This window comes from Streptomyces sp. NPDC051963 (assembly GCF_044593495.1).
In the GTDB taxonomy this organism is placed as follows: domain Bacteria; phylum Actinomycetota; class Actinomycetes; order Streptomycetales; family Streptomycetaceae; genus Streptomyces.
Window position 1 is genome coordinate 1,428,672 of record NZ_JBIUCC010000001.1, and the last position, 23,026, is coordinate 1,451,697.

Below are 23,026 nucleotides of genomic sequence, written 5' to 3' on the forward strand. Positions count from 1 at the left end.
GAGCACCTTGCCCGCACGCACGGCGCCGAGGAAGGCGCCCGCGGCCTGTTCGATGCCGCGCTGGCGGGCGACCGGCACCCAGTCCCCGCGCCGTCGTACCGTCGGCTGACCCTTGTGGTCGATCACCTCGGCGAGGTTGACCACCTGGCGCTTGGTGTCCTGCCCGGACACCTCCAGGATCTCCTCCGCCGAACCGCTGAGCCGGTTCATCACACCGAGCGCGGTGAAGCCGTCCCCGGCGAGCTGGAGCACCACGTGGTGCAGCAGTCCGCCCTCGGTGCGGGCGCGGACGGTCACGTCGTCGACCGGGCCGGGCACCAGGAAGCGCAGTGTGTCCACGACGTGGATGAAGTCGTCGAGGATCATCGTGCGCGGCTCCTCCGGCAGCCCGATCCGGTTCTTCTGCATCAGGATCAGCTCGCGCGGATGATCGGCGCACTGCACATAGCCGGGGGCATGGCGCCGGTTGAACCCGACGGCGAGACTCACATTCCGCGACTCCGCCAGCGCCACCAGCCGCTCGGAGTCGGCGAGTTCGTAGGCCAGCGGCTTGTCGACATACGTCGGAACGCCCGCCTCCAGCAGCCTGGCGACGATCTCGGGGTGCACGACGGTGGGCGCGTGCACGAACGCGGCGTCGAGGTCCTGGGCGAGCAGCGCGTCCAGGTCCCGGTGGCGCCGGGCGTCGGGCAGGTGGAGGCCGTCGGCTACCCGGGCGAGCGTCGCGGGCGTACGGGTCTGGAGGTGCAGCTCGATGTCCGGCTGCGCTCCCAGCACCGGCAAGTAAGCCTTCTGCGCGATGTCACCGAGTCCGATGCAGCCGACTTTCACGGGGTGCGCTCCTTTGACGGTTCCTTGCCGGGGTTTCCCCGGAAGCATACGGCGACCGCGGTGGCCGCCGGTCGGCGATCCAGTCGTAGCTCCGCGGAAAATGCCTGGTGGGACGCGCCGAGTTCGGTCAGGATGCGGGCATGACGACTGAGCGCCGCTTGCCCGCCCACACCGCTGACGAACGCACGATGCTGGAAGGCTGGTTGGAGTACCACCGGCAGACCCTCGCCGTGAAGTGCGAGGGTCTGAGCGACGCCCAGCTCAGGACCGCTTCGGTGGAACCGTCCGAGTTGTCCTTGCTGGGGCTGGTGCGGCACATGGCCGACGTGGAGCGGAGCTGGTTCCGCAGGGTGCTCGCGGACGAGGACGCGGGGCCGATCTACTACAGCGAGGAGGACCTCGACGGCGAGTTCCACCTCACCGAGGCGGACACCTGGGAAGAGGCCCGTGCCACCTGGCAGGCCGAGATCGAGACCGCCCGGCGCAACGCGGCCCGCTTCGGCCTGGACGACATCACCGAGGGCAAGCACCGTCGCACCGGCGAGCGGTACAACCTGCGCTGGCTCTACACGCACATGATCGAGGAGTACGCGCGTCACAACGGCCACGCCGACCTGATCCGTGAGCGGCTCGACGGCGCCGTCGGCGACTGACGCCGGCCGCCACGTCCGGCCCCCGCACACGCCGCTGGTCACCCATGCGGGGCATCCTGACCTCGTCCGGTGCCCCAAAGGGCGGCGGACGCAGCAGAGTTGCCCGGGTGCATCGAACGACGACCAACGCAACGCTCCTCGTCACCGTGGCCGTCTCGGCCCTCTGCGGCTGTGTGACGGTCCAGCGCCCGGCATCGGCTCCTCCGGCGCCACCCTCCGGGACGGTACCGGCCCGGCCGGACGGCAGCGCAGAACCGAACATCGCGCAGGCGCCGGCACGGGAGGCGCTGGAGTTCGTCGGGCCGCGGCGGAATCCGACACCGGCGACGCAGCCTCCAGCGGCTTCGGCTCCGCCACCCGTGCCGCAGTCGCCGACGTCACCTCCGAGGCAGCCGAATCCGGCACCCCGAAGCCCGAAAGCAGCGCAACCGCAGCGACCGCGCGTCGAGGTCCCCCAGGTGACCGAACCGATCCCCACGGACGCCGGGGACGTCTGCGCCCTCGGCAGGAAATACGGCGGGTGGCAGTCCGAAAGCCCGGAGTCGAGGATCTGCCGGCAGGCGTACGGGCGTTGAGGGTGCCGAGGGAGCTGTCATCGCTGCCGCGGCGGCCCCCACCCCCCGTCGTCCGCAGAGCCCCCCTCCCCCAACCGCTGTTCCAACCGGCTGATGGCCGCCCGCACCCCGTCCCCGTACGGGTCGTCCCCCAGCGCATCCACCGCACCTCGCGCCTGCCGGATATGCGCCCGCGCGGCCTCGGAGCGGCCCAACTTCACATAGTCGGCGGCCAGATTCAGATGCAGCGACGGATACAGGGCGCGCGCGGCGGGCGCCCCTTCGTGTTGGGCGAGCCGCTCGTCGGTCAACTCGTCCGCTGCCGTCAACGCCCGTAGATCCCAGGCGAGTTCGTCCGAGGGATCGTCCTGCGCGTCGGCCATGTAGTGCGCCAGCGTGCAGCGGTGCAGCGGATCCCCCGTCTCGCCGATCTCCGCCCACAGGTCCAGGAAGCGGTGGCGGGCCTCCTCGCGGTCACCCGCGTGGTGCAGGATCACGACCTGGCCGATCCGCGTCATCACCGCATCCGCCGCCACCTGCTCCGGTCGCTCCGCCACCGCACCCTCCCAGCACTCGCAGACGTCGCTCCCTGACGACGCTAACGGCAGCCACTGACAATCCCGGCGAGGCGGGGCCGACCCACGGGGACGGCCCACTCCAGGTCAGCGCAGGTTCGGGATACGCCAGTCGATCGGCTCATGGCCCTGTCCCGCGACGGCCTCGTCGATCTGTGTGAAGGGCCGGGAGCCGAAGAACTTCTTCGCCGACAGCGGGGAAGGGTGCGCGCCCTTCACCACGATGTGGCGCTCCTCGTCGATCAGCGGGAGCTTCTTCTGCGCGTAGTTGCCCCACAGGACGAAGACCGCCGGGTCGGGACGGCCGGCCACGGCCCGGATCACCGCGTCGGTGAACTTCTCCCAGCCCTTGCCCTTGTGCGAGTTGGCCTCGCCGGCCCGGACCGTGAGCACCGCGTTGAGCAGCAGGACGCCCTGCTCGGCCCACGGCATGAGATAGCCGTTGTCCGGGACGGGCGTGCCCAGCTCGGCCTGCATCTCCTTGTAGATGTTGCGCAGGGAGGGCGGGGTCTTCACTCCCGGACGGACCGAGAAGCACAGGCCGTGCCCCTGGCCCTCGCCGTGGTACGGGTCCTGACCGAGGATCAGGACCTTCACCCGGTCGTACGGCGTCGCCGCCAGCGCGGCGAAGACCTCCTCGCGCGGAGGGTAGACGGGACCCTTCGCCCGCTCCTCCTCGACGAACTCCGTCAGCTCCTTGAAGTAGGGCTGCTGAAGTTCGTCGCCCAGGACCCCGCGCCAGGACTCGGGCAGCATGGAGATGTCGGTCACGTCGACTTCCTTACGATGTGCGGTCGCTTCGATGCCCCAGAACCTACCGGCGACCACTGACAATCGACGCGGCCGAGCGCACTACCAGCTCGTCTTGCGGTACAGCTCCCACATCATCATGATCGTCGACGGGTCCAGCGCCCGCTCCGCACCCGCGACTTCGTCGCTCGCGGCCACGTACTGCCTGCCCTGCCACAGCGGGATCAGCCGTGCGTCGTCGACCAGGATCTGCTGGGCCTCCTCGAACTCCCGCACCACATTGGCGCGGTCGCTCTCCTCGCGGGAGCGGGGCAGCAGTTCGCCGGTGATCTCGGGCGCCGGGTAGGGCGTACCGAGCGCGTTCTGCTCGCCGACGAACGGGGCGATGAAGTTGTCGGCGTCCGGGAAGTCGGCGAACCAGCCGCGCCCGAACACCGGGTACTCGCCCTTCTGGTAGCCCGCCACATAGGTCTTCCAGGGCCGGCTCTTCAGGGTGACCCGGAAGAGACCCGACTCGTCGAGCTGGCGCTTGAGCTCCTCGAACTCCGCCTTGGTCGCGGAGCCGTAGCGGTCGCTGGTGTACCAGAGCGTGAGCGGAACGGGGTCGGTGATGCCCGCGTCGGAGAGCATCTCGCGGGCCTTGGAGGTGCTGGGGTCGCCGAAGTCGTCGAAGAAGCCGGTGGTGTGGCCGGTCAGTCCCTTCGGGACCATCGAGTACAGCGGCTCGACGGTGTCCTTGTAGACGTGGTGCGCGATCGCCGCACGGTCGACGACCTGGGCGACGGCCTTGCGGACGGCGGGCTTCGCGGCCCAGGGGTCCTTCGGGTTGAACACCAGGTAGTTGATCTCGGTGCCGGAGCCCTCGATGAGCTGGAGTTCGCCCTTGGAGTCCTTGTCCTGGAGGTCGACGATGTCGTCGGCGGCGAGGCCGCGGAAGGCGACGTCGAGTTCCTTGTCCTTGAGCGCGCCGGTCAGGGTGGGCGAGTCCTGGAAGTAACGGATGGTCACCGCATCGTTTCTGCGGTCCGCGAATCCCTTGTACGAGTCGTTTCCGACGAGCTCGGCCTGCTTGCCGTCGTCGTACGACTTGAGGGCGTACGGCCCCGATCCGACGACCCCGTCGTCCTTGCGCAGCGCGTCGGCCGGGTAGGCGTCGGGGGCGACGATCGACATGGCGGGTGTGGCGAGCACGAACGGGAAGGTGGCGTCCGGCTTGTTCAGATGGAAGACGATCTCACGGTCGCCGAGGGCCTGGACCCGGTCGAGGCTGCCGAGCAGACCGGCGGGGCCGCCGTTGACGTTGATCTCCCTGATCCGGTCGATCGAGTACTTGACGGCCTTCGCGTCGAGCACGCTGCCGTCGGAGAACTTCAGACCCGAGCGCAGCTCACAGCGGTACTCCGTGTTCGTCGCGTCGGTGAAGTCGCAGCTCTCGGCGGCGTCGGGCTGCGGGGCCGAAGCGCCGAAGGGATAGCTGAGCAGCGTCTGGTAGATGTTGCGGAACAACTCCCATGAGCTGTCCCAGGACGCGGCGGGGTCCAGGGTGCTGGGGGCGCTGGTCGTCCCGACGACGATCGGCTCCTCATCGCCGGAAGAGTCCGACGACAGCACCCCGCACCCGGCCACCAGGGACGATATGGACGCGATGGCCGCCACGTTCCGCAGGCCTCGGTTCCGGTTGAACACGCGCATGCTCCTCGATCTGCCGTACCAAGGGTCGGCAGACCATATCGCAGCCGTAGGACGGCGGAACCATTCATGCACAAGGCACTTGATCAGCGGATCTTTGACGACGTTGTCATCGGTCGATGTGCCCCGGAAACGTCGACACGGGCGCCGTTTCCGTCAACGGGCGCCCGCGTCGAAGAAGCCGGGTGGATCAGCCGACGCCGGCGTTCAGGAAGATGCCGCCGTCGATGACGAGGGTCTGGCCGGTGATCCAGTCGGACTGCGCCGAGGTGAGGAACGCGGCGGCGCCGCCGATGTCGGAGGGCACGCCGAGCCGGCCCAGCGGGTAGGACGCGGCGGCCTCCGCCTCCCGTCCCTCGTACAGCGCCTGGGCGAACTTGGTCTTCACGACGGCCGGGGCGATCGCGTTGACCCGCACCTTGGGCGCGAACTCGTGGGCGAGCTGCGCGGTGAGGTTGATCAGGGCGGCCTTGCTCACGCCGTACGCGGCGATGAAGGGCGAGGGCGCGATGCCCGCGACGGAGGCGATGTTGACGATCGCGCCGCCGTTGTCCTTCTGCCAGGCGTGCCAGGTCTTCTGCGCGAAGCCGAGCGCCGAGATCACATTGGTCTCGTACACCTTGCGCGCCACGTTCAGGTCGAGGTCGGCGAGCGGGCCGAACACCGGGTTCGTACCGGCGTTGTTGACCAGGAAGTCGACCCGGCCGAAGGCCTCCACGGTGCGCTCGACGGCGACGGCCTGGTGGGCCTCGTCGTGCGCCTTGCCGGCGACGCCGATGACTCGGTCGGCGCCGAGTGCCTCGACGGCCTCCTTGAGGGCGTCCTCGTTGCGGCCGGTGATGCACACGCGGTCACCGCGGGCGACGAGCGCCTCGGCGACGCCGTAGCCGATGCCGCGGCTGGCGCCCGTGACGAGCGCGACCTTGCCCGAAGGCTCGGGGAGTTGCGAAGTCATGTCCCTGCCCCTAGTCGAGCGGTCCGCCGGCCACGTACAGCACCTGGCCGGAGACGAATCCGGCGTCCTCGCCGGTGAAGAAGGCGATGGCGCCCGCGATGTCGTCCGGGTAGCCGACGCGCTGCACGGGGATCTGGGTGGCGGCCGCGGCCTTGAAGTCCTCGAAGCCCATGCCGACGCGGTCGGCGGTGGCCTTGGTCATCTCGGTGGCGATGAAGCCGGGGGCGACCGCGTTGGCGGTGACGCCGAACTTGCCCAGCTCGATGGCGAGGGTCTTGGTGAAGCCCTGCATGCCGGCCTTGGCGGCGGAGTAGTTGACCTGGCCGCGGTTGCCGAGCGCCGAGGACGAGGAGAGGTTGACGATCCGGCCGAACTTGGCGTCCACCATGTGCTTCTGGCAGGCCTTCGACATCAGGAACGCGCCGCGCAGGTGGACGTTCATGACGGTGTCCCAGTCGCTGACGCTCATCTTGAACAGCAGGTTGTCGCGGAGCACGCCCGCGTTGTTGACGAGGATCGTCGGCGCGCCGAGCTCGTCGGCGATCCGGGCGACGGCCGCCTCGACCTGCGCCTCGTCCGAGACGTCGCAGCCGACCGCGATCGCCTTGCCGCCCGCCGCGGTGATCTGCTCCACGGTGTCCTTGCATGCGGCCTCGTCGAGGTCGATCACGGCGACCGCGCGGCCCTCGGCGGCCAGTCGTACGGCGGTGGCGGCACCGATACCGCGCGCGGCACCGGTGACCACGGCTACCCGCTGCTCAGTGGTGGACATTGCTGCTTCTCCTCGCCCTTGAGAACGTACGCCCATCTGGTGAGCGACCGCTTAGTACCTTCAGCAGACGTGACGCTAGAAGCCCTGGCACCCGGTGTCAACGCCACACGACGCGGGTGTGATCCATTACCTCACCAGCAGATCCAGCAACCGCTCCGGCTCCACGGCCGGATCGGCGGTGAGCCCGGTGTGCACCGGCCCGGGCTGGAGGACCGTCGAGCGCGGTGCGACGAGCCAGCGGAAGCGGCGTCCGGCGTCGTCGCGCGCGGCCTGTCCGGCCGCCTCTCCCCCGGTGCACACGCCCTCGACCGCACGCAGCGCGGCCCGTACGCCCGCCACGTCCGCCGCCGGGTCCAGCGCCAGCAGCTTGGCCTCGTCCAGGTGGGTGCGGGCGGCCACGAAGGACCGGGCGCGGCAGTACACCAGCACGCCGGCGTTGAAGCACTCCCCGCGCTCGACGCGCGGCACCACCCGCAGCAGCGCGTACTCGAAGACGTCCTTCCCGCGGGCACGGGTGCCCAGGGTGCGCTCGCTCACTTGATCCCCTCGATGCGTTCGTGGATGACGGCGGCCCGAGCGACCAACGGCTGCGCGTAGGCCCGTCGGAGCGCGTCCGGCGACTCGAACCCGGGCTCGTCCGTGAGCCACACCTCGGGGATCGAGGCGGTCACCTCGGCGACCAGGTCGGCGGTCACCAGGGGCGCCAGTTCGGCGGCGGCCGCCCTGACGTCCGGCGCGAAGGAGACCAGCGCGTGGTCCGAGGCGTCGTACGGGCGGGCCGCGGAGGTCTCGGCGCCGGGCCAGTTGTGGTGCCAGATCATGGTGGCGCCGTGGTCGATGAGCCACAGGTCGCCCTGCCACATCAGCAGGTTGGGGTTGCGCCAGGACCGGTCGACGTTGCCCACGAGCGCGTCGAACCAGACGATCCGCCCGGCCTCCTCGGCGGACACCTCGAAGGCGAGCGGGTCGAAGCCGAGCGCTCCGGACAGGAAGTCCATGCCGAGATTGGTGCCGCCGCTGGACTTGAGCAACTCCTGTACCTGCTGGTCGGGTTCGCCGAGCCCGAGGACCGGATCGAGGTCGATCGTCATGAGCCCGGGGACCCGGAACCCCAGCCGGCGGGCGAGTTCGCCGCAGACGACCTCGGCGACGAGCGTCTTGCGGCCCTGTCCGGCGCCGGTGAACTTCATGACGTACGTCCCGAAGTCGTCGGCCTCGACGAGCCCCGGCAGCGAGCCGCCCTCCCGTAGGGGCGTGATGTAGCGGGTGGCGGTGACAACTTTCAGCACTTCTCAGGCCATCCGTCTCTTCAGCCTTGCAATCCACGGTCGGCTTGGAGGGTCGGAGCGGCGGCAATCACCCGCCGAGCGGTGCGCCCCTTGCTTCCGTCCTCCGGCATGAAGTGAGCATAGTAACCGAGGGTGATCACGCGGGCTTCCAGGTGCAGGTGTTCCCCGCCGGCGCACCGGTGGGTCAGTCTCCGAGCACCCTGCGGAGGTAGGCGTTGGTGAAGCGTCGGTCGGGGTCGAGCCGGTCGCGCAGTGCCGTGAACTCGTCGAAGCGGGGGTAGGCCTCCGCGAGGTAGGCGGCATCCCGGGTGTGGAGCTTGCCCCAGTGCGGGCGACCCTCGTGCGCGACGAAGATGCGCTCCGCTTCCGCGAAGTACCGCCGGTACGGCATGCCCCGGTAGACGTGGACGGCGATGTAGGCGCTGTCGCGTCCGGATGCCGTGGAGAGGGTGATGTCGTCGGCGGGCGTGGTGCGGACCTCGACCGGGAAGCTGATGCGCAGATCGGAGCGCTCGATCATGGTCTTGAGTTCGCGGAGGACGTCGAGGACGGCCTCGCGCGGGACGGCGTACTCCATCTCGATCATCCGGACGCGGCGCGGGCTGGTGAAGACCTTGTACGGAATGTCCGTGTAGCTCCTGGCCGAGAGGCCCCGGCTGGTGATCCGCGCGATGGCCGGGACGGTGGCGGGGATGGTTCGGCATACGGAATTGAGTGCCTGGAAGACGTTGTTGGAGAGGAACTCGTCCTCGAACCATGCCTTGAGCCGACCGAGCGGGGAGTGGGGGCCGACGGTCCGGTTGTTGCGCAGGGTGTTGCAGTTGTCCGTGTGCGGGAACCAGTAGAACTCGAAGTGGTCGTTGTGCGCGTGGAGTTCGTCGAAGGCCGCGGTGACCGTGTCGAACGTCATCGGCTCCTCATGGGAGGCGAGGAGGAAGAGTGGCTCGACGGCGAAGGTGAGGGCGCTGACGACGCCCAGGGCGCCGAGTCCGACGCGCGCCGCGGCGAACACCTCCGGGTTCTGGGTCGCGGAGCACCTCAGCAGCGAACCGTCCGCCGTCACCAGCTCCAGGCCCCGGATCTGCGCCGCGATCCCACCCGATGCGCGCCCCGTTCCGTGGGTGCCTGTACTGGTGGCGCCGGCCGCGGTCTGTTCCATGATGTCGCCCATGTTCGTGAGCGACAGGCCGTGTTGGGCCAGAGCCGTGTTCATAGTCTTGAGCCGCGTACCCGCCTCGACGGTGACGGTGCCGGCCTTCGGGTCGATCGCACGGATGCCGCTGAGTCGGTCGGGGCGAATCAGTACGCCGTCCGTTGCGGCGGCGGTGGTGAAGGAGTGGCCGCTGCCCACGGCTTTCACGGGCAGGCCGACCTCGGCCGCCCGGCGAACGACGGCGCGCAGTTCCTCCACCGAGGAGGGGGAGACGACTCGGGCCGGGCGAGCGGTGACGTTCCCGGACCAGTTCCGCCAGGTGTCCGGCTTCGGGACCGGCTTCCGGGTCGGATTCGCTCTGTGCCGGGGCGCGTTGGAGGGGAGCGTGTCCACGGCTTTCCTTTCTTCTCGGGGCGGAGGGCGGGTGAGGGCCGGCTCAGCGTCGCTATCTGACGGACCGAACGCGGTACACGAGCAGAACCCCCACGGTCGCGGCCACGCCCACGCAGGAGAACAGCAGTGGATAGCCGCGGTCGGAGGTGATGATGAAGCTGGCGATCAAAGGGGCCAGCGAGGGCGGGACGACCGCGGCGATGTTCATGATGCCGAGGTCCTGGGCCCGGCTCTCGGCGTCGGGCAGGACCTGGGTGATCAGCGCCTGGTCGACGGCCATGTACGCACCGAAACCCGCACCCATGACGGCTGACGCCACCAGCGTGATGCCGAGGTTGGGAAAGCTCGCCAGGAGGAAACCCGAGGCCGCCTGGAGCAGCGCCGCCAGCGCGACGAAGATCCGTCGTCTGCCGAGGCGGTCGGACAGCACTCCGGCGACGGAGCTGGCCAGGACGCCGGCCACGAGGTAGAGGGCTGTACAGGCGAGAAGGCTGCCGGCCGGATCGGGGACCAACAGGTCGTCGGTCAGGAAGTAGAGGGTGTAGCAGACGCCCAGGGAGTTGGCCAGGTTGACCAGGAGCCGTCCGCCGAACGCCCAGGCGAAGTCGCGGTTCCTGAGCGAGCGGCCCATGGAGGTGAGCAGCGTGCGCAGACTCAGCGCGGGCTCGGCGGCGTACGAGGTGTCACGGAAGCGGGCGAGGAACGGCACGGTACAGACGATCAGCAGGGCCGCGATGACGAGGTAACCGCTCGCGGGGGCCAGCGCGAACACGGAGACAAGGGCGATGCCGGTCACCACACCGAGGGACTGGGGGCCGTAGATCGCGCTGGACACCAGACCGCGCTGGCCGACGGGGACGCGGTCGGCGATCATGGCGGTCAGCCCGGCCGTGGCGGCACTGAGGCCGAGCATGCTCGCCGACCACGCGAGGGTCATGCCGGTCACCGTCGTCTGCTCCCCGGTGATCGCCAGCCCCGCCGCGAACCACAGCGCGCCGCCCGCGAGCCAGAGCCTTCTGCGTCCGAAGCGGCTGCGGGAGCGGTCGCACAGCGCCCCGCACACCGGGAGGGCAAGCAGCGAGACCAGTCCGGCGAGGGCGTTGACGACGGCGAAACTGTGGACCTTGGACGCCGGATCGATGATCTCCAGCTGCTGGGGCAGCAGCAGCTGAAGGGGTACGAGACTCGCCATCCAGAACCCGAACCAGACCACGCCGAACAGGGTGATCCAGCCACGGGTGACGGGCTCGGTCGGCGCATGGCCGGCATCGGTCGCGACGGCGGTCGCCGGCACCGGGGCCTGAGGGTGGAACTCGGTGGACATTCGGCCTCCCGGGAACGGAAACGGGCCTGTTCAGGACGGGCTCACAGGAACGCGTGTCCCTCGCCCCGGTAGGTCGCGGCCTCGCCGACGATCTCCGTGCCGGACACCAGGTGGAGTGTGTTGACGCGTTCGCACAGTTCGCCGGCCTTGGCGTGCCGGAACCACATGTGGTCGCCGAGCCGCATCCCCTGCGCGGCGGCGCCCAGGACCGGTGTCTGGACTTCGCCGGCCCCTTCCCGTGGGTTCGTACGCAGCCCGTGCGGCCAGGCCAGGGTGGGCTGGCGGTCGGGGCCGGTCGCGCCGGAGGCGATCCAGCCGCCGCCGAGCACGGTGGCGATCCTGGGGCTTGGGCGGCGTACGACGGACATCACGAAGAAGGCCGCGGGCCGGGGGCGGAAGCGCCGGTAGAAGTCGAAGAGTCCGGGCCCGTAGAGCCCCGATCCGGCACCGATCTCGGTGATGACGTGTTCGGCGGAGGTCTGCTCGATGGAGCCCGTGCCGCCGCCGTTGACGAATTCCAGCGGCGCCACGGCCTCCACGGCGGCTATGACCGCAGCGCGCCGGTCGGCCAGTTCGGCGGCGGAGAGGCGCTGCATGGCGCGGATCGCGGCCCGTCTGAGCAGCGAGCCCGGCTGGTTGTCGCCCAGCCCGGCGATCTGGCCTTCGTAGGACATGAGGCCGGCCAGACGGAATCCGGGTCGGTCCTGGATGACGCGGGCGAGTGCGGCCGCCTGCCGGGGGGAGTGCACCGGCGATCGGTACGGGCCCAGGTGGATGCGGCCTCCCGCCAGTTCCAGCGAGGCGTCCAGATCGATGCAGACGCGGATGTCGGGGCGGGAGGTGCCCACCACCTCGTCGACGAAGTCCAACTGACCGATCGAGTCGATCATGAGGGTGACGCGGGAGGCCGCGCGCTCGTCCGAGGCGAGCCGCTTCAGCGCGGTACGGTCCGTCGTCGGATAGCCGATCACCACGTCCTCATGGTCCTCGGCCAGCCACAGGGCCTCGGGCAGGGTGAAAGCGAGGATTCCCCGATACCCGTCACACCGGGCGGCACGCGCGATCAGCTCGCGGCTGCGGACCGACTTGCTGGCCAGCCGAATGGTCGCCCGGCCCGCCGCCCGGTGTGCCAGTTCCGCGGCGTTGGCGTCGAAGGCGTCCAGGTCCACCACGGCGAACGGCGCGTCCAGGTGCTCGGTCGCCCTGTTCAGCTGGATCATCCGGGCCTCGTTCGGCCCGGTGGCCTCGGATACGGCCCTTTTCGCGTCCGGCCTTGTCACGTCCGGTCGGGACGCCATGTGCGTACTCACATCCGCACCCTTTCTTGGAGGTTCGTCATTTTCCGGATGCCGGGATCCCCTGAGCGGAGTGCAGCCGCTCCCGCTGCCGTCGGCCCTTGGCCTCGACGATGGGGATGACGCGGCGCATCAGCCGGGGGAAGACTCCGACGATCCGCTGGAAGCGGCCGGCGAGCGGCGGGAACACCACTTCGACCGGCTTGGCGGTCATGGCGTCGACGACGGCCTTGGCGATCCGCTCCGGGGCGTAGGACTTCTCCGCGAAGGCGATGGCGGCGGAGGGGTCGGCCATTTCCTGGTCGAGCATGCCGGTCCGGGTGGACGGCGGATGGACGATCGTGAAGTCCAGCGGTCCGTCGCGTTCCTCGATGGCGACGCTGTGGTGGAAGGCCCGAAGGCCGTGCTTCGTGGCGCCGTAGGTGGCGTATCCGGGCAGCGGCAGGAACGACGTCATGCTGCAGACGGTGATGATGTGACCGTGGCCCTGTGCGGTCATGCGCTCCAGCGCCGTGCAGACCCCCGTGATGGAGCCGAGCAGGTTGATCTCGACGATGTCGCGGTGCTGCTGGTGACGGAGATCGCGGGCGAGTCCGGTGTGGGTGATGCCGGCGTTGTTGACCAGCACGTCTACGATCCCGAATCGGGCCTGAGCCGCGTCGAATGCCCTGCTCCAGTCCGCGGGACTGCGAATGTCCAGGGCGTGTGCGGCGGCTCGCTCGCCCAGGGCGTGGGCCCGGGCCAGGACGGCGTCCTCGTCCACGTCGGTCAGCAGGACGCGATGGCCCCGCGCTATCGCCAGTTCCGCGATGGCGGCCCCGATGCCGCCGCCCGCGCCGGTCACGAGAATGACCTTGCTCTTTGCGGATGGTTCGGATGGTTGGGACATGGCTTCAGCCTCTCTTGGTCAACCGTCCAAGTCAATTGTTCAAGTGGAATTCTCCTGAATTGTTACCCAGGGGCAGGGGCAGGAAATGGGGCCGAGGCAGGAACAGGGACAGGGGCTTACAGCCGCACCATCTCTATGCGGCCACCGTTGAGTTCGGCGGCGCGGACGGGATCGTCCGTAGGGACGGTGGCGGCGAAGAGGGTGCGTCCGTCGCGTCCGGCCATCAGGCAGCTCAGGGTGTTCTGGCTGGTGGCGACCCGGTCGAGGACGCGGCCACCGCGGGCGACGCGCACGCATTCACCTCGGAGGGCGTTCGCGACCCAGACGGACGTGCCGTCGGCGTCCCACGCGATGCCGTCCGGTGCGATCGGGGACGAGGAGCGCTTCGATACGCCCGGGTGGTCCAGGAGTGCCGAGATCCTGCGGGTGATGCGGCCGGCCGTCCCCGGGTGGTTCACCAGGCGCCACAGGAGCGGTGAGATCAGGGGTGCCCACGGTTCCGGGCGGGTCAGGGAGCCGTCGGGGTTCCTGGAGAAGACGGTGAGCCGCATGGCCAGGGTCTCGGCCACGATCACGTTCTCGCCGTCGGCGCTGAGCAGGGTCCCGTTCGGGAAAAGCAGGGGATCCGTCAGCCCGAGCAGGCTTCCGTCCGGCGCCAGGCAGGCGATCGGGGCTCTCGGAGGTCCGGGCGGCGCGTAGAGCAGGGAGTTCGGGTGCTCACGGGAGTGGGCGTGGTAGTCGAAGCCGAAGTTGCCGACGTAGGCGCGCCCTTCGGGGTCCACGAGCATGTCGTTGACCGGGCCGCCGACGATGTGGCGCAGATCGGCGTGTACGACCAGTTCGCCCCCCGCCTCCAGGCGGTACACGCAGCCGCCGTCCATGGAGACGACGAGCAGGCGGCCGTCGGGAAGCCAGCCGAGCCCGCCGGCCCGGCCGGGGACCTCGATCACCGTCTCCGGCTCCGCGGCGCCGTCCCATCGGTGCACCCTGCCGTGCGCGAGATCCGAGAACCACAGGGCTCCCTGATGCCAGCGCAGGGACTCGGGAACGCCCAGGCCGGTCAGCGCGACCGACGCCGCCCTCTTCGTCCGACGGTTCATCCGACCGCTCCTTCACGTCTACTTGGACGCTTGTACAAGACGCTTGACTTGTACGACTGACCGTCTCATTCTGAGTGAAGAGAAGTCAACGTTCCGGTGGGGAGTTTCCGTGACTCAGAATCAAGCGCTCATGACAGGCGGCCCCCCGACGGGCGCACGTATCGAGGTGGACAACCCCGCCACCGAAGCGGTGGTCGGCGAGGTGACCGAGACGTCCGCGGAAGAGGTGGCGCAGGCGGTGGAGCGCGCCCGGCGGGCACAGAAGGGCTGGGCCGAACTGGACACCCGTGCCCGCGCCGAGTTCTTCGCGCGGGGCCGCCGCTGGCTCCTGACGCACCGCGAAGAGATCACCGACTGCATCGTCGAGGAGAACGGCAAGGCGCAGGAGGACGCGATCGTCGAGATCGTCTACTGTGCGAGCGCCTTCGCCCACTGGGCGAAGCAGGCCCGCGGCCTGCTCGCCACCACGAAGATCCGCTCCCTCTCGCCGTTCGTCCTCGGCCGCAGCATGTACACGCGCCGGGTGCCGCGTGGTGTCGTCGGAGTCATCGGCCCGTGGAACAACCCGTTGCTCAACTCCTTCGGCGACGCCATCCCCGCCCTCGCCGCGGGGAACGCGGTCGTCCTGAAGCCTTCCGAGCAGACGCCACTGACCGCGCTGCTCATGGAGCGGATGGTCCGTGAGTGCGGCTGGCCCGAGGACGTCTTCCAGGTCGTCACGGGCGCGGGGGCCACCGGCGCGGCGGTCGTGGACACCGTGGACTTCGTGATGTTCACCGGATCGACGAGGACCGGCCGCCTGGTCGCGGCCCGCGCGGGCGAGCGTCTCATCCCCTGCTCGCTGGAGCTCGGCGGCAAGGACGCGCTGGTCGTCCTCGCCGACGCCTCCCTGGAGCGGGCCGTCAGCGTCACCATCCAGGGGGCCCTCTCCAACGGCGGTCAGATGTGCACCTCGGTGGAGCGGGTCTACGTCGAGGAGCCGGTGTACGACGCGTACATCGCCCTGCTTCGTGAACGGTTCCAGCAGGTCACCTCGGGCAGGCCGGCCGGGCTCGGCAGTGTCGACGTGGGCGCCGTCACCTTCCCTCCCCAACTGGCGGTCATCGAGGACCATGTCGGCGACGCCGTGCGCAAGGGCGCCCGCGTACTCGTCGGAGGGCAGGCCTCCGAAGGACCCGGCCGGTTCTTCGCACCCACGCTGCTCGTCGATGTCGACCACGGCATGAAGTGCATGCGCGAGGAGACGTTCGGCCCCACGCTGCCCGTGATGAAGGTCGCCGACGCCGAGGAAGCGCTCCGGCTGGTCAACGACAGTAAGTACGGGCTTCAGGCCTCGATCATCGGATCGGACCTCAAGCGCGCCCGCCGCCTCGCCGAACGGTTCGAGGCCGGCTGCGTCACCATCAACGACGCCCAGACCAACTACATGGCCCTCGGTCTGCCGATGGGCGGCTGGAAGGAATCGGGCCTCGGTGTCCGCCACGGGGCCGAGGGATTCCTCAAGTACACGAGGGTCCAGGCCATCAGCGCGAACCGGTTCCCGATGCGCCGCGACATGCACATGATCCCGTACGAGCCCTCGGCCTACCGGTTCATCCTCCGCCTGGTGGACGTCATGTACGGCGGCCTGCGCGGCCGTGCCAAGTAGCGCTTCGCGCCCCGCTGTTCACGCACCCGAAGTTCACACATCTGCCGGACCTTCGAGAGGCCAGACCATGACCACGACATCCGAGACGCCCACGCACGACTCCGTCGCCCCCCTGCCCGAAGGCGTCTTCCTGCCGCTGCCCCAGCAGAACCTGAGCTTCGAGCAGGAGCGCGAGGTGCGCAAGCAGGAACTCGCCGCCGCCTTCCGGCTGTTCGCCCGCTTCGGTTTCTCCGAGGGCGTGGCCGGACACATCACGGCCCGTGACCCCGAGAACCCGTCGGCCTTCTGGGTCAACCCCTTCGGCATGTCGTTCAGCCGGATCAGCGTCTCCGACCTGATCCTCGTCGACCACGACGGCACGCTCCTGGAAGGCAGGCGCCCGGTGAACAACGCCGCGTTCTGCATCCATTCCGAGGTGCACCGGGCCAGGCCGGACGTGGTCGCGGCGGCACACACCCACTCCGTGCACGGCAAGGCCTTCTCCAGCCTCGGCGTCCCGCTGCAGCCGATCACCCAGGACGCCTGCGCCTTCTACGAGGACCACGGCATCTACGCCGACTACCGGGGCGTGGTCAACGACACCGAGGAGGGCCGGCGCATCGGCCGTGCCCTGGGCGACGGCAAGGCCGTCGTCCTGCGGAACCACGGGCTGCTCACGGTCGGGGCGTCCGTCGCCGAAGCGGCCTGGTACTTCATCACGATGGAGCGTTCCTGCCAGGCCCAGTTGCTGGCCATGGCCGCCGGAGAGCCGCATCTCATCGACGCCGAGACGGCGCGGATGGTCCGTGACCAGATCTCCGGTGCGCTGCCGGGCTGGTTCCAGTTCCGTCCGCTCTGGGATCAGATCACGGCGGAGGAGCCCGATCTGTTCGAGTAGGCGACTCATTGCAAGTGGCGACTACGACGCCGGGCTCGGCTCTGTTGACGCCGGGCTCGGCTCCGCTGTCGGCCGGGTCCGCTCGCGGGCCAGCGTCAGGAGGTGGTCGCCCGTCAGACGCAGGACCTCCCGACTCTGCTCGCTGTCGCGGTCGACCAGCCAGTTCAGGGTGACGCCATCGAGCACCGCGTTGAGATAGCGGGCCAGCACCGGAACGGGCACGGCCCATTCGATGTCCGCGGCCTTGGCGGCCTCCTCCAGCAGTTCCTGGTGGACTTCCCGGTAGTGCTCGTACTGACGTCGGGCCAGATCCTCGAACCCGGCCTGACGCAAGGCGTAGTGCGTCAGTTCATAGCTGACCTGGTGTTCTCCAGGGCTGAGCTCGACCGTGCCCCAGAAGGCGCTCAGGCTCTTGGTGATACGCGATTCGAGGTCGCCCTCCGCTTCGAACGTCTTCCGCGCGGCGGCCACCGTGCTGTCGGTAAAGCGGGTGAGGACTTCCTGAAGCAGTTCTTCGCGCGATGTGAAGCAGTAGTGGAAGACGCCCAGCGGCATTTTGGCCTCGTTGACGATCGCGCGCGTGGTCGCCTTCGTGACTCCGTCGCGGATCATCACCCGAAACCCCGCCGCGATCAGCTCTTCGCGCCGGTCCTTCGCTGCCATACGAGACATCTGGCTCGCTTTCTGCTTCAAGAGCGGAGTGTGCGTCCCCCTCAGGGTATCGCAGCGTCTTGGACGGTCGACCAACATTTGGCTTGCCGGAGCGGCTCCGGCTGAACGACGTCGGAGCATCGGCCCGGCATTCGCTGTCGGCATCGGCGCTGCGCCGATGCCGACAGCGAATCGACAGCGCCTGACAGGGAATCGACAGGTCCGCTTTACCCACCCCTTCGCGAGAACGCGTCAGGATCTCGACATTGTCTGAACAGCCGGTCCACAAGGGCCGTACCTCTCGGCAGATCACGAACTCCCGGAAGGAACGTCAGCATGACCAGCGAAACAGTTCAGCCGGTGTCGAGCCCGAGCCGTCGTACCGTCGTGGCGGCGGTCGGCGCGGCGGGGCTCGCCGTCGCGCTGACCGCCTGCGGGTCGGAGGACGACGCGTCCGGCTCGTCCACCGAACAGGGCGCCGACGCCAGTTCCTCCGCAGCGGACAGCGGTGCCGGCGGTGCCGCGCTCGCGAAGACCTCCGAGATACCGGAGGGCGGCGGAAAGGTCTTCAGCGACGAGAAGGTCGTGGTCTCGCAGCCGGCGGCAGGTGACTACAAGGCGTTCTCGACGATCTGTACGCACCAGGGCTGCCCCATGACGGACCTCAAGGAGGACGTCATCTCCTGCGCCTGCCACGGCAGCAGCTTCTCCATCGCCGACGGCAGCGTGCAGAAGGGCCCCGCCACGAAGCCGCTGGAGGCCAAGCAGGTCACCGTGTCCGGGGACTCGATCACGCTCGCGTGACGCGTGGCCCCTTCCAGCAGGCCAGCACCTCGTCCGTGGTCGCGACCGTGGCGACCAATGCGAGGGTGTTGCGGATCATCGCCGGGGTGTAGTCGGAGGGCACCCCGGCGATGGCGTCCGTGGGCACGACGGCGGTGTAACCGCGGTTGACCGCGTCGAAGACGGCATTGGGGACGGCGACGTTGGCCGAGACACCTGTGACGATCAGGGTGCGGGCGCCGAGGTTGCGCAGGAGCGCGTCGACCTCGGTGCCCTGGATGGGCGACAGCCCGTGCAGCCGTCGTACGACGATGTCCTCCTCGGCGACCTCGATCGGGGCGGCCACCCGCACCGCCGCGGAGCCGGAGAGCTGCTGGACGGGGAGCCGTTCGGCGGCGCGGAACAACCGGGCGTTACGGCTGCCGCCCCGGCCGTCCGGGCGGCGTTCGGCGATCGCGTGGACCACCTGGACGCCGCTCTCGTGGGCCCCGGTCACCAGCCTGGCGACGTTCGCGAGGGCACCGGAGGAGCGGGCCTCCTGCGCGAGTTCCGGCAGGGCACTGTCCGGGCCGACGACGCCCTGCTGGCATTCCACCGTGAGCAATACGGTGGTCACGGGGTCGAGGAGTCCGCTGAGCTGTTCGTACGACGGCATGGTGCCCCCTTGTCGCCGACCGGTTGAGGCGGGCGAGAGTAGCCACCATTGCGCGAGGACGGAAGACCGCTCATCCTTTTCTGACGTGATGTCAGAGGATCTCTCCTCTGACACGACGTGGGAGAAGAGAAGAGGGGGCCGCATGACCGTGACTCAGCGCCGGGGCCGGAAGATCATGATGACACCGGGTGAGCTGGACGAGTTCCTGACCAGCCAGCGCACCTGCCGGGTCGCCACCGTGTCGGCCGACGGGTCGCCGCATGTGAGCACCCTCTGGTTCGCCTGGGACGGCAACTCGATGTGGCTGTACTCCGTGGTGCGCAGCAAGCGATGGACCGATCTGCGACGGGATCCGCGGGTCGCGATAGTGGTCGACACGGGTGAGGAGTACGACGAGCTGCGCGGCGTCGAGCTGTCCGGGACCGTCGACTTCGTGGGCGAGAGCCCGCGCACCGGTGAGCTGCGTGCGGAACTCGACGTCCCGGAGACGCTGTTCGCGCGCAAGAACTTCGGCCTTGAGGAGATGCCGCACGACGGACGGCACGCGTGGATGCGGCTGACACCGGAGAAGATCGTCTCCTGGGACTTCCGCAAGCTGGGTTCCGCATAGCTCAGCCGACCTTCAGGGCTGCCTCCCGCAGCGCCTCGACCGCCGCCCGGATCGACGGGCGGCGGTCTGCGTCGGCCCGCCACACGGCGTAGATGTACCGGTGGGCGCCGTGCCGCACCGGCACGGCCCGCACCCCCGCGGGCATCGGGTCGCGGCCGAGCCGGGGCGCGACGCAGACACCGAGGCCGGCGGCCACCAGGGCGAGCTGGGTGTGGTGCTCCTCGGCACGATGGGCGATCCGGGGCTCGATGCCCTTGGCGCGCAGGGTGTAGAGCAGCCACTCGTGGCAGAACTCGCCCTCGGGCCAGGCGACCCATTCGTCGCCCGCGAAGTCCGCCAGGTCGACCTCGTCCCGGCCGGCGAGGGGATGCCCCTCCGCCATGGCGACGCCGACGGGATCCTCCAGGATCGATGCCTTGGCGAGCCCCTGCGGCATGGGCAGCGGCTTGTTGTACCAGTCGAGGACGACGGCCAGGTCGGCGTCGCCGCGGAGCACGGCGTTGACCCCGTCCTCGGGCTCCAGTTCCCTCGACCGCACGCGCAGCGCCGGGTGGTCGGTGCGCAGGGCGGCGAGCGCCAGGGGGAACAGCCCGCGCAGGGCGGTGGGGAACGCGGCCAGCCGCAGCTCGCCGACGACCTGTCCGCGCTGCGCCTCCAGATCCGACTGGGCGAGCTCCACCTGGGAGAGGATGCGGGCCGCGTGCTCGGCGAGGAGCCGGCCGGCGTCCGTGAGGCGTACACCCCGGCCGTTCTTGGCGAGGAGCTGCTGTCCGACCTCGCGCTCCAGCTTGGACATCTGCTGGGAGACGGCCGAGGTGGTGATGTGCAGGCCCTCGGCGGCACCACTGACCGAGCCGTGCCGGGCGAGGGCGTCGAGGGTGCGCAGGCGCTCCAGGTTCAACATGTAAGCAATACTACGAGATACCGTGCGCGAAATCTCGCTTGTGCTACGAGATCGTGTCCACCATCGTGGTCGCCATGAGCACCCCCACCCAAGTCCGTGCCGCCCTCGACTGGCGGCTGCGCTTCGGCGCCCTCGCCCTGGTCTGGGGCTTCAGCTTCCTGCTCATCAAGGTGGGCACCGAGGGCTACGCCCCCTTCCAGGTCACGCTCGGCCGACTCGCGTTCGGGACGGCGGTACTCGCCGCGGCGATGGCGATGAAGCGGCAGGGGCTGCCGCGGGACGCGCGGACGTGGGGGCATCTGACGGTCGCCGCGTTCCTGCTCAACGCACTGCCGTTCTCGCTCTTCGCCTACGCCGAGCTGACCATCCCGTCCACGCTGGCCGGCATCTGCAACGCGACCACGCCACTGTGGGGCATGGCCCTGTCCCTGGTCGCCCTCTCCGAGGACCGGCCCACCCGGGTCCGCGTCGCGGGACTCGGCCTCGGCTTCCTGGGCGTCCTGACGGTGCTCGGCGCGTGGCAGGGCTTCCAGGGCCTGGACGCCGCGGGCACGGCGATGGCCCTGGCGGCCTCACTCAGCTACCCGATCGGCTGGATCTACGTCCGTCGCACTCTGGCCGGGTCCGGCTACTCGCATCTGTCGCTCTCGGGCGCCCAGTTGCTCCTGGCCACGGTCCAACTGGCGGTCGTCACCCCTCTGTTCACCTCCTGGCCGACGCGCTTCGAGGCCTGGCCACTCCTGGCGATCGTGGCCCTGGGCACGCTCGGCACCGGTCTGGCCTTCCTCATCCAGTACGGCCTGGTCGCCGAGGTCGGTCCCACGACGGCCACGATGGTCACGTACTTCATCCCGGTCATCGCCACGGCCGCGGGTGTCGCGATCCTGGGGGAGTCGCTGAGCTGGTGGACGCCGGTGGGGGCGGTGATCGTGCTGGCGGGCGCGGCGCTGACGCAGATACGGCCGAAGGCGGGGGGCCGTTGGCTGGTCCGGGGTCGCGTCGCCCGGGATGCCGTGAGCGCGACGGAGCGCCAGCCGGTCTGAGCGGGTCGGGCGAGGTCCGCCACCAGTTCCCCGCCCGCCGCCTTCGGAGCACTACCGGCGGAGCGCCGGTCCGGATCGGGCTGATCCAAGTCGGGCCCGCGATCCGCCGGCCTGGTCATGTCTGAGGATCGGGGGCCGGACCGACGGCGGCAGCAATGGCATCCACCACCAGCGGTGCGGCCTCCTCCGCGCCCTTCGGGCACCGCCGGCGGAATGCGCAGCAGCGAGTCCGGATCGGGCTGATCCAGGTCAGGACCCGGATCAGCCGACCTAGACATGCCTCCGGATCGACGCCGGGCCGACGGCCGCGGCGATGGCATCCGCCAGCGGTGCCGTCTCCTCCTCCGTGAGTGTCGAGACGGTGACGCGGATGCCGGGCGGTGCGCTCATCCGGAAGCGGGCGCCGGGGGCGACGGCCCAGCCGGCGTGCAGCAGACGGGCCACGGCTCCGGTCTCGTCCGGCACGGGGATCCAGACGTTCAGCCCGCTACGGCCGTACGCGGGTACCCCGCGCTCCGCGAGCGCGCCGATCAGCGTGTCCCGGCGCCGTCCGTACGCCGCCCCCACCACGCGCGCGTCCACCGCGCCGTCGGCCCACAACCGCACCACGGCCCGCTGGGTGATCCGGCTGACCCAGCCGGGCCCGAGCCGGTGCCGCCCGCGCACCCGGTCCACGGTGACGGCGTCCCCGGTGAGTACCGCGAGCCGCAGATCGGGGCCGTACGCCTTGGCGACCGAGCGCACGAAGGCCCAGCTGTGGGTGACGCCGGCGAGTGAATGCAGGGGCAGGTCGACGATGCCGTGGCCGTGGTCGTCGTCGATCAGCAGGGTCTTCGGGTACTCCCGGAGCACGGCTCGCAGGGCACGCGCGCGTGCGGCGCTCACCGCCGCGCCGGTCGGGTTCTGCGCCCGGTCGGTGACGATCAGGGCGCGCGCCCCGGCCTCAAGGACACGGCGTACGTCATCGGGGAGCGGCCCTTCGTCGTCGAGTCCGACGGGGGAGGTTCGCAGCCCGAGTGCCGGGACGAGGTCCAGCAGGCTGCCCCAGCCGGGGTCCTCCACGGCGACCGTGTCCCCCGGCTTGAGGTGGGCGGCGAGGACCCGCTCGATGACGTCGAGGGAGCCGCAGGCTACAGCGAGGGGCCCGTCCGGTACTCCGCCCGCGTCCAGGTCGGCGCGGGCGAGACGGGCCAACTCCGGCTCCAGCGGCTCGTCTCCGTAGAGGACGGGTTCGCGGTCGGCCTGCTCGGCGGCGGCCGCGAACGCCTTGGCCAGCGACGGCAGCAGCGCGGGGTCCGGGTTGCCGCTCGCCACGTCCCGCACGCCCTCGGGCACGTCCACCCGGACGTACTCGCGTCCCGTGGTGGCCGGCTTGGGCCGCACCCGGCTACCGCGGCGCCCCGAGGTCTCGATGACCCCACGTTCGCGCAGGGTGCGGTACGCGGCCGCGATCGTATTGGGATTCACGCCCAGCTCGACCGCCAACTCCCGCATCGGCGGCAGCAGTTGGCCGGGCTCCAGCTCTCCCGACCCCACGGCGGCCTCGACACTGGCCGCAATCTCGGCTGCGCGCCGTCCGGTGATCCGATATCCTTCTAGCACAAAGTCAATTATGCACTAGAGCAATGGAGAC

General features: G+C 69.9%; 23 protein-coding genes. 6 read left to right on the plus strand and 17 right to left on the minus strand.

The features are described 5' to 3' along the window. The coding region (locus ACIHFB_RS06145) for a Gfo/Idh/MocA family protein (protein ID WP_400125490.1) at nt 1-831 on the minus strand (831 nt) is incomplete at its 3' end. A gap of 140 nt (nt 832-971) precedes the next feature. On the opposite strand from ACIHFB_RS06145, the gene ACIHFB_RS06150 reads away from it, so the two are divergent. Beyond that, nucleotides 972-1,484: a DinB family protein gene (locus ACIHFB_RS06150; RefSeq protein WP_365270781.1), complete on the plus strand. Its 513-nt coding sequence runs from the start codon at nt 972-974 to the stop codon at nt 1,482-1,484. Nucleotides 1,485-2,076: 592 nt separating this feature from the next. Here the strand turns inward: ACIHFB_RS06150 and ACIHFB_RS06155 are convergent. The 12 genes from ACIHFB_RS06155 to ACIHFB_RS06210 all read right to left on the minus strand — a co-directional run bounded on the left by ACIHFB_RS06155 (nt 2,077) and on the right by ACIHFB_RS06210 (nt 14,222). After that, entirely contained in the window at nt 2,077-2,595 is a 519-nt protein-coding gene (locus ACIHFB_RS06155; RefSeq protein ID WP_400125492.1) for a hypothetical protein, read from the minus strand. Between the two features lie 105 nt (nt 2,596-2,700). After that, on the minus strand, nt 2,701-3,384 hold the full coding sequence (ung, locus tag ACIHFB_RS06160; protein ID WP_365270786.1) for a uracil-DNA glycosylase: 684 nt from the start codon (nt 3,382-3,384) through the stop codon (nt 2,701-2,703). Nucleotides 3,385-3,465: 81 nt separating this feature from the next. Beyond that, on the minus strand, nt 3,466-5,055 hold the full coding sequence (locus ACIHFB_RS06165) for an ABC transporter substrate-binding protein (protein WP_400125494.1): 1,590 nt from the start codon (nt 5,053-5,055) through the stop codon (nt 3,466-3,468). A gap of 187 nt (nt 5,056-5,242) precedes the next feature. Beyond that, nucleotides 5,243-6,007, minus strand: coding sequence for an SDR family oxidoreductase (locus tag ACIHFB_RS06170; protein ID WP_400125496.1), 765 nt, complete (start codon nt 6,005-6,007; stop codon nt 5,243-5,245). 10 nt (nt 6,008-6,017) lie between these two features. Next, nucleotides 6,018-6,779: a 3-oxoacyl-ACP reductase FabG gene (gene fabG / locus ACIHFB_RS06175; RefSeq protein ID WP_365270794.1), complete on the minus strand. Its 762-nt coding sequence runs from the start codon at nt 6,777-6,779 to the stop codon at nt 6,018-6,020. Between the two features lie 126 nt (nt 6,780-6,905). Beyond that, the gene (locus tag ACIHFB_RS06180; protein ID WP_400125498.1) at nt 6,906-7,316 is read right to left on the minus strand and encodes a DUF3037 domain-containing protein; all 411 of its coding nucleotides are present in this window, start codon (nt 7,314-7,316) and stop codon (nt 6,906-6,908) included. Beyond that, nucleotides 7,313-8,068 (minus strand): HipA family kinase, encoded by a 756-nt coding sequence (locus ACIHFB_RS06185; protein ID WP_365270800.1) that lies wholly within the window; start codon nt 8,066-8,068, stop codon nt 7,313-7,315. The genes ACIHFB_RS06180 and ACIHFB_RS06185 overlap by 4 nt, the downstream gene beginning before the upstream one ends. A 184-nt stretch (nt 8,069-8,252) precedes the next feature. Then, complete coding sequence (locus tag ACIHFB_RS06190; RefSeq protein WP_365270803.1) at nt 8,253-9,614, minus strand: D-arabinono-1,4-lactone oxidase; 1,362 nt, start codon at nt 9,612-9,614, stop codon at nt 8,253-8,255. 52 nt (nt 9,615-9,666) lie between these two features. Beyond that, entirely contained in the window at nt 9,667-10,938 is a 1,272-nt protein-coding gene (locus tag ACIHFB_RS06195; RefSeq protein ID WP_400125500.1) for an MFS transporter, read from the minus strand. Nucleotides 10,939-10,979: 41 nt separating this feature from the next. Continuing rightward, nucleotides 10,980-12,158, minus strand: coding sequence for an amino acid deaminase/aldolase (locus ACIHFB_RS06200; protein ID WP_400125503.1), 1,179 nt, complete (start codon nt 12,156-12,158; stop codon nt 10,980-10,982). A gap of 115 nt (nt 12,159-12,273) precedes the next feature. Then, nucleotides 12,274-13,122: an SDR family NAD(P)-dependent oxidoreductase gene (locus tag ACIHFB_RS06205; protein ID WP_400125505.1), complete on the minus strand. Its 849-nt coding sequence runs from the start codon at nt 13,120-13,122 to the stop codon at nt 12,274-12,276. 116 nt (nt 13,123-13,238) lie between these two features. Further along, on the minus strand, nt 13,239-14,222 hold the full coding sequence (locus ACIHFB_RS06210; protein ID WP_365270812.1) for an SMP-30/gluconolactonase/LRE family protein: 984 nt from the start codon (nt 14,220-14,222) through the stop codon (nt 13,239-13,241). Between the two features lie 130 nt (nt 14,223-14,352). Here ACIHFB_RS06210 and ACIHFB_RS06215 point away from each other — a divergent pair, with 130 nt between their 5' ends. Beyond that, complete coding sequence (locus ACIHFB_RS06215) at nt 14,353-15,870, plus strand: aldehyde dehydrogenase family protein (protein WP_365270815.1); 1,518 nt, start codon at nt 14,353-14,355, stop codon at nt 15,868-15,870. A 67-nt stretch (nt 15,871-15,937) separates the two neighbouring features. Next, nucleotides 15,938-16,747 carry a class II aldolase/adducin family protein gene (locus ACIHFB_RS06220; protein WP_365270818.1) on the plus strand — a complete coding sequence of 270 codons (810 nt, stop codon included), beginning with the start codon at nt 15,938-15,940 and terminating at the stop codon, nt 16,745-16,747. 21 nt (nt 16,748-16,768) lie between these two features. On the opposite strand, the gene ACIHFB_RS06225 is transcribed toward ACIHFB_RS06220, so the two are convergent. Continuing rightward, complete coding sequence (locus ACIHFB_RS06225) at nt 16,769-17,440, minus strand: TetR family transcriptional regulator C-terminal domain-containing protein (protein WP_365270820.1); 672 nt, start codon at nt 17,438-17,440, stop codon at nt 16,769-16,771. A 294-nt stretch (nt 17,441-17,734) separates the two neighbouring features. Here ACIHFB_RS06225 and ACIHFB_RS06230 point away from each other — a divergent pair, with 294 nt between their 5' ends. Beyond that, complete coding sequence (locus ACIHFB_RS06230; protein WP_365270822.1) at nt 17,735-18,202, plus strand: Rieske (2Fe-2S) protein; 468 nt, start codon at nt 17,735-17,737, stop codon at nt 18,200-18,202. Here the strand turns inward: ACIHFB_RS06230 and ACIHFB_RS06235 are convergent. Next, a complete protein-coding gene (locus ACIHFB_RS06235) occupies nt 18,189-18,836 on the minus strand; it encodes a cysteine hydrolase family protein (protein WP_400125507.1) in 648 nt (215 codons plus the stop codon). The genes ACIHFB_RS06230 and ACIHFB_RS06235 overlap by 14 nt on opposite strands. A gap of 142 nt (nt 18,837-18,978) precedes the next feature. Between ACIHFB_RS06235 and ACIHFB_RS06240 the strand changes: the two genes are divergently transcribed. Next, nucleotides 18,979-19,446 carry a pyridoxamine 5'-phosphate oxidase family protein gene (locus ACIHFB_RS06240; RefSeq protein WP_400125509.1) on the plus strand — a complete coding sequence of 156 codons (468 nt, stop codon included), beginning with the start codon at nt 18,979-18,981 and terminating at the stop codon, nt 19,444-19,446. Nucleotide 19,447: 1 nt separating this feature from the next. On the opposite strand, the gene ACIHFB_RS06245 is transcribed toward ACIHFB_RS06240, so the two are convergent. Then, entirely contained in the window at nt 19,448-20,350 is a 903-nt protein-coding gene (locus tag ACIHFB_RS06245) for a LysR family transcriptional regulator (RefSeq protein WP_365270830.1), read from the minus strand. A gap of 74 nt (nt 20,351-20,424) precedes the next feature. Between ACIHFB_RS06245 and ACIHFB_RS06250 the strand changes: the two genes are divergently transcribed. Then, complete coding sequence (locus ACIHFB_RS06250) at nt 20,425-21,393, plus strand: DMT family transporter (RefSeq protein ID WP_365270833.1); 969 nt, start codon at nt 20,425-20,427, stop codon at nt 21,391-21,393. 270 nt (nt 21,394-21,663) lie between these two features. On the opposite strand, the gene ACIHFB_RS06255 is transcribed toward ACIHFB_RS06250, so the two are convergent. Further along, nucleotides 21,664-22,995 (minus strand): aminotransferase class I/II-fold pyridoxal phosphate-dependent enzyme, encoded by a 1,332-nt coding sequence (locus ACIHFB_RS06255; RefSeq protein WP_365270836.1) that lies wholly within the window; start codon nt 22,993-22,995, stop codon nt 21,664-21,666. Nucleotides 22,996-23,026: the final 31 nt, after the last annotated feature.

Excerpts from the sequence above, each read along its gene's own strand:
- ACIHFB_RS06170 (WP_400125496.1), bottom strand. The coding sequence starts at position 6,007 with ATGACTTCGCAACTCCCCGAGCCTTCGGGCAAGGTCGCGCTCGTCACG.
- ACIHFB_RS06165 (WP_400125494.1), bottom strand. The coding sequence starts at position 5,055 with ATGCGCGTGTTCAACCGGAACCGAGGCCTGCGGAACGTGGCGGCCATC.
- ACIHFB_RS06230 (WP_365270822.1), top strand. The coding sequence starts at position 17,735 with ATGACCAGCGAAACAGTTCAGCCGGTGTCGAGCCCGAGCCGTCGTACC.
- ACIHFB_RS06250 (WP_365270833.1), top strand. The coding sequence starts at position 20,425 with ATGAGCACCCCCACCCAAGTCCGTGCCGCCCTCGACTGGCGGCTGCGC.
- fabG (WP_365270794.1), bottom strand. The coding sequence starts at position 6,779 with ATGTCCACCACTGAGCAGCGGGTAGCCGTGGTCACCGGTGCCGCGCGC.
- ACIHFB_RS06150 (WP_365270781.1), top strand. The coding sequence starts at position 972 with ATGACGACTGAGCGCCGCTTGCCCGCCCACACCGCTGACGAACGCACG.
- ACIHFB_RS06240 (WP_400125509.1), top strand. The coding sequence starts at position 18,979 with ATGACCGTGACTCAGCGCCGGGGCCGGAAGATCATGATGACACCGGGT.
- ACIHFB_RS06200 (WP_400125503.1), bottom strand. The coding sequence starts at position 12,158 with ATGATCCAGCTGAACAGGGCGACCGAGCACCTGGACGCGCCGTTCGCC.
- ACIHFB_RS06235 (WP_400125507.1), bottom strand. The coding sequence starts at position 18,836 with ATGCCGTCGTACGAACAGCTCAGCGGACTCCTCGACCCCGTGACCACC.
- ACIHFB_RS06210 (WP_365270812.1), bottom strand. The coding sequence starts at position 14,222 with ATGAACCGTCGGACGAAGAGGGCGGCGTCGGTCGCGCTGACCGGCCTG.
- ACIHFB_RS06215 (WP_365270815.1), top strand. The coding sequence starts at position 14,353 with ATGACAGGCGGCCCCCCGACGGGCGCACGTATCGAGGTGGACAACCCC.
- ACIHFB_RS06195 (WP_400125500.1), bottom strand. The coding sequence starts at position 10,938 with ATGTCCACCGAGTTCCACCCTCAGGCCCCGGTGCCGGCGACCGCCGTC.
- ACIHFB_RS06205 (WP_400125505.1), bottom strand. The coding sequence starts at position 13,122 with ATGTCCCAACCATCCGAACCATCCGCAAAGAGCAAGGTCATTCTCGTG.
- ACIHFB_RS06220 (WP_365270818.1), top strand. The coding sequence starts at position 15,938 with ATGACCACGACATCCGAGACGCCCACGCACGACTCCGTCGCCCCCCTG.
- ACIHFB_RS06245 (WP_365270830.1), bottom strand. The coding sequence starts at position 20,350 with ATGTTGAACCTGGAGCGCCTGCGCACCCTCGACGCCCTCGCCCGGCAC.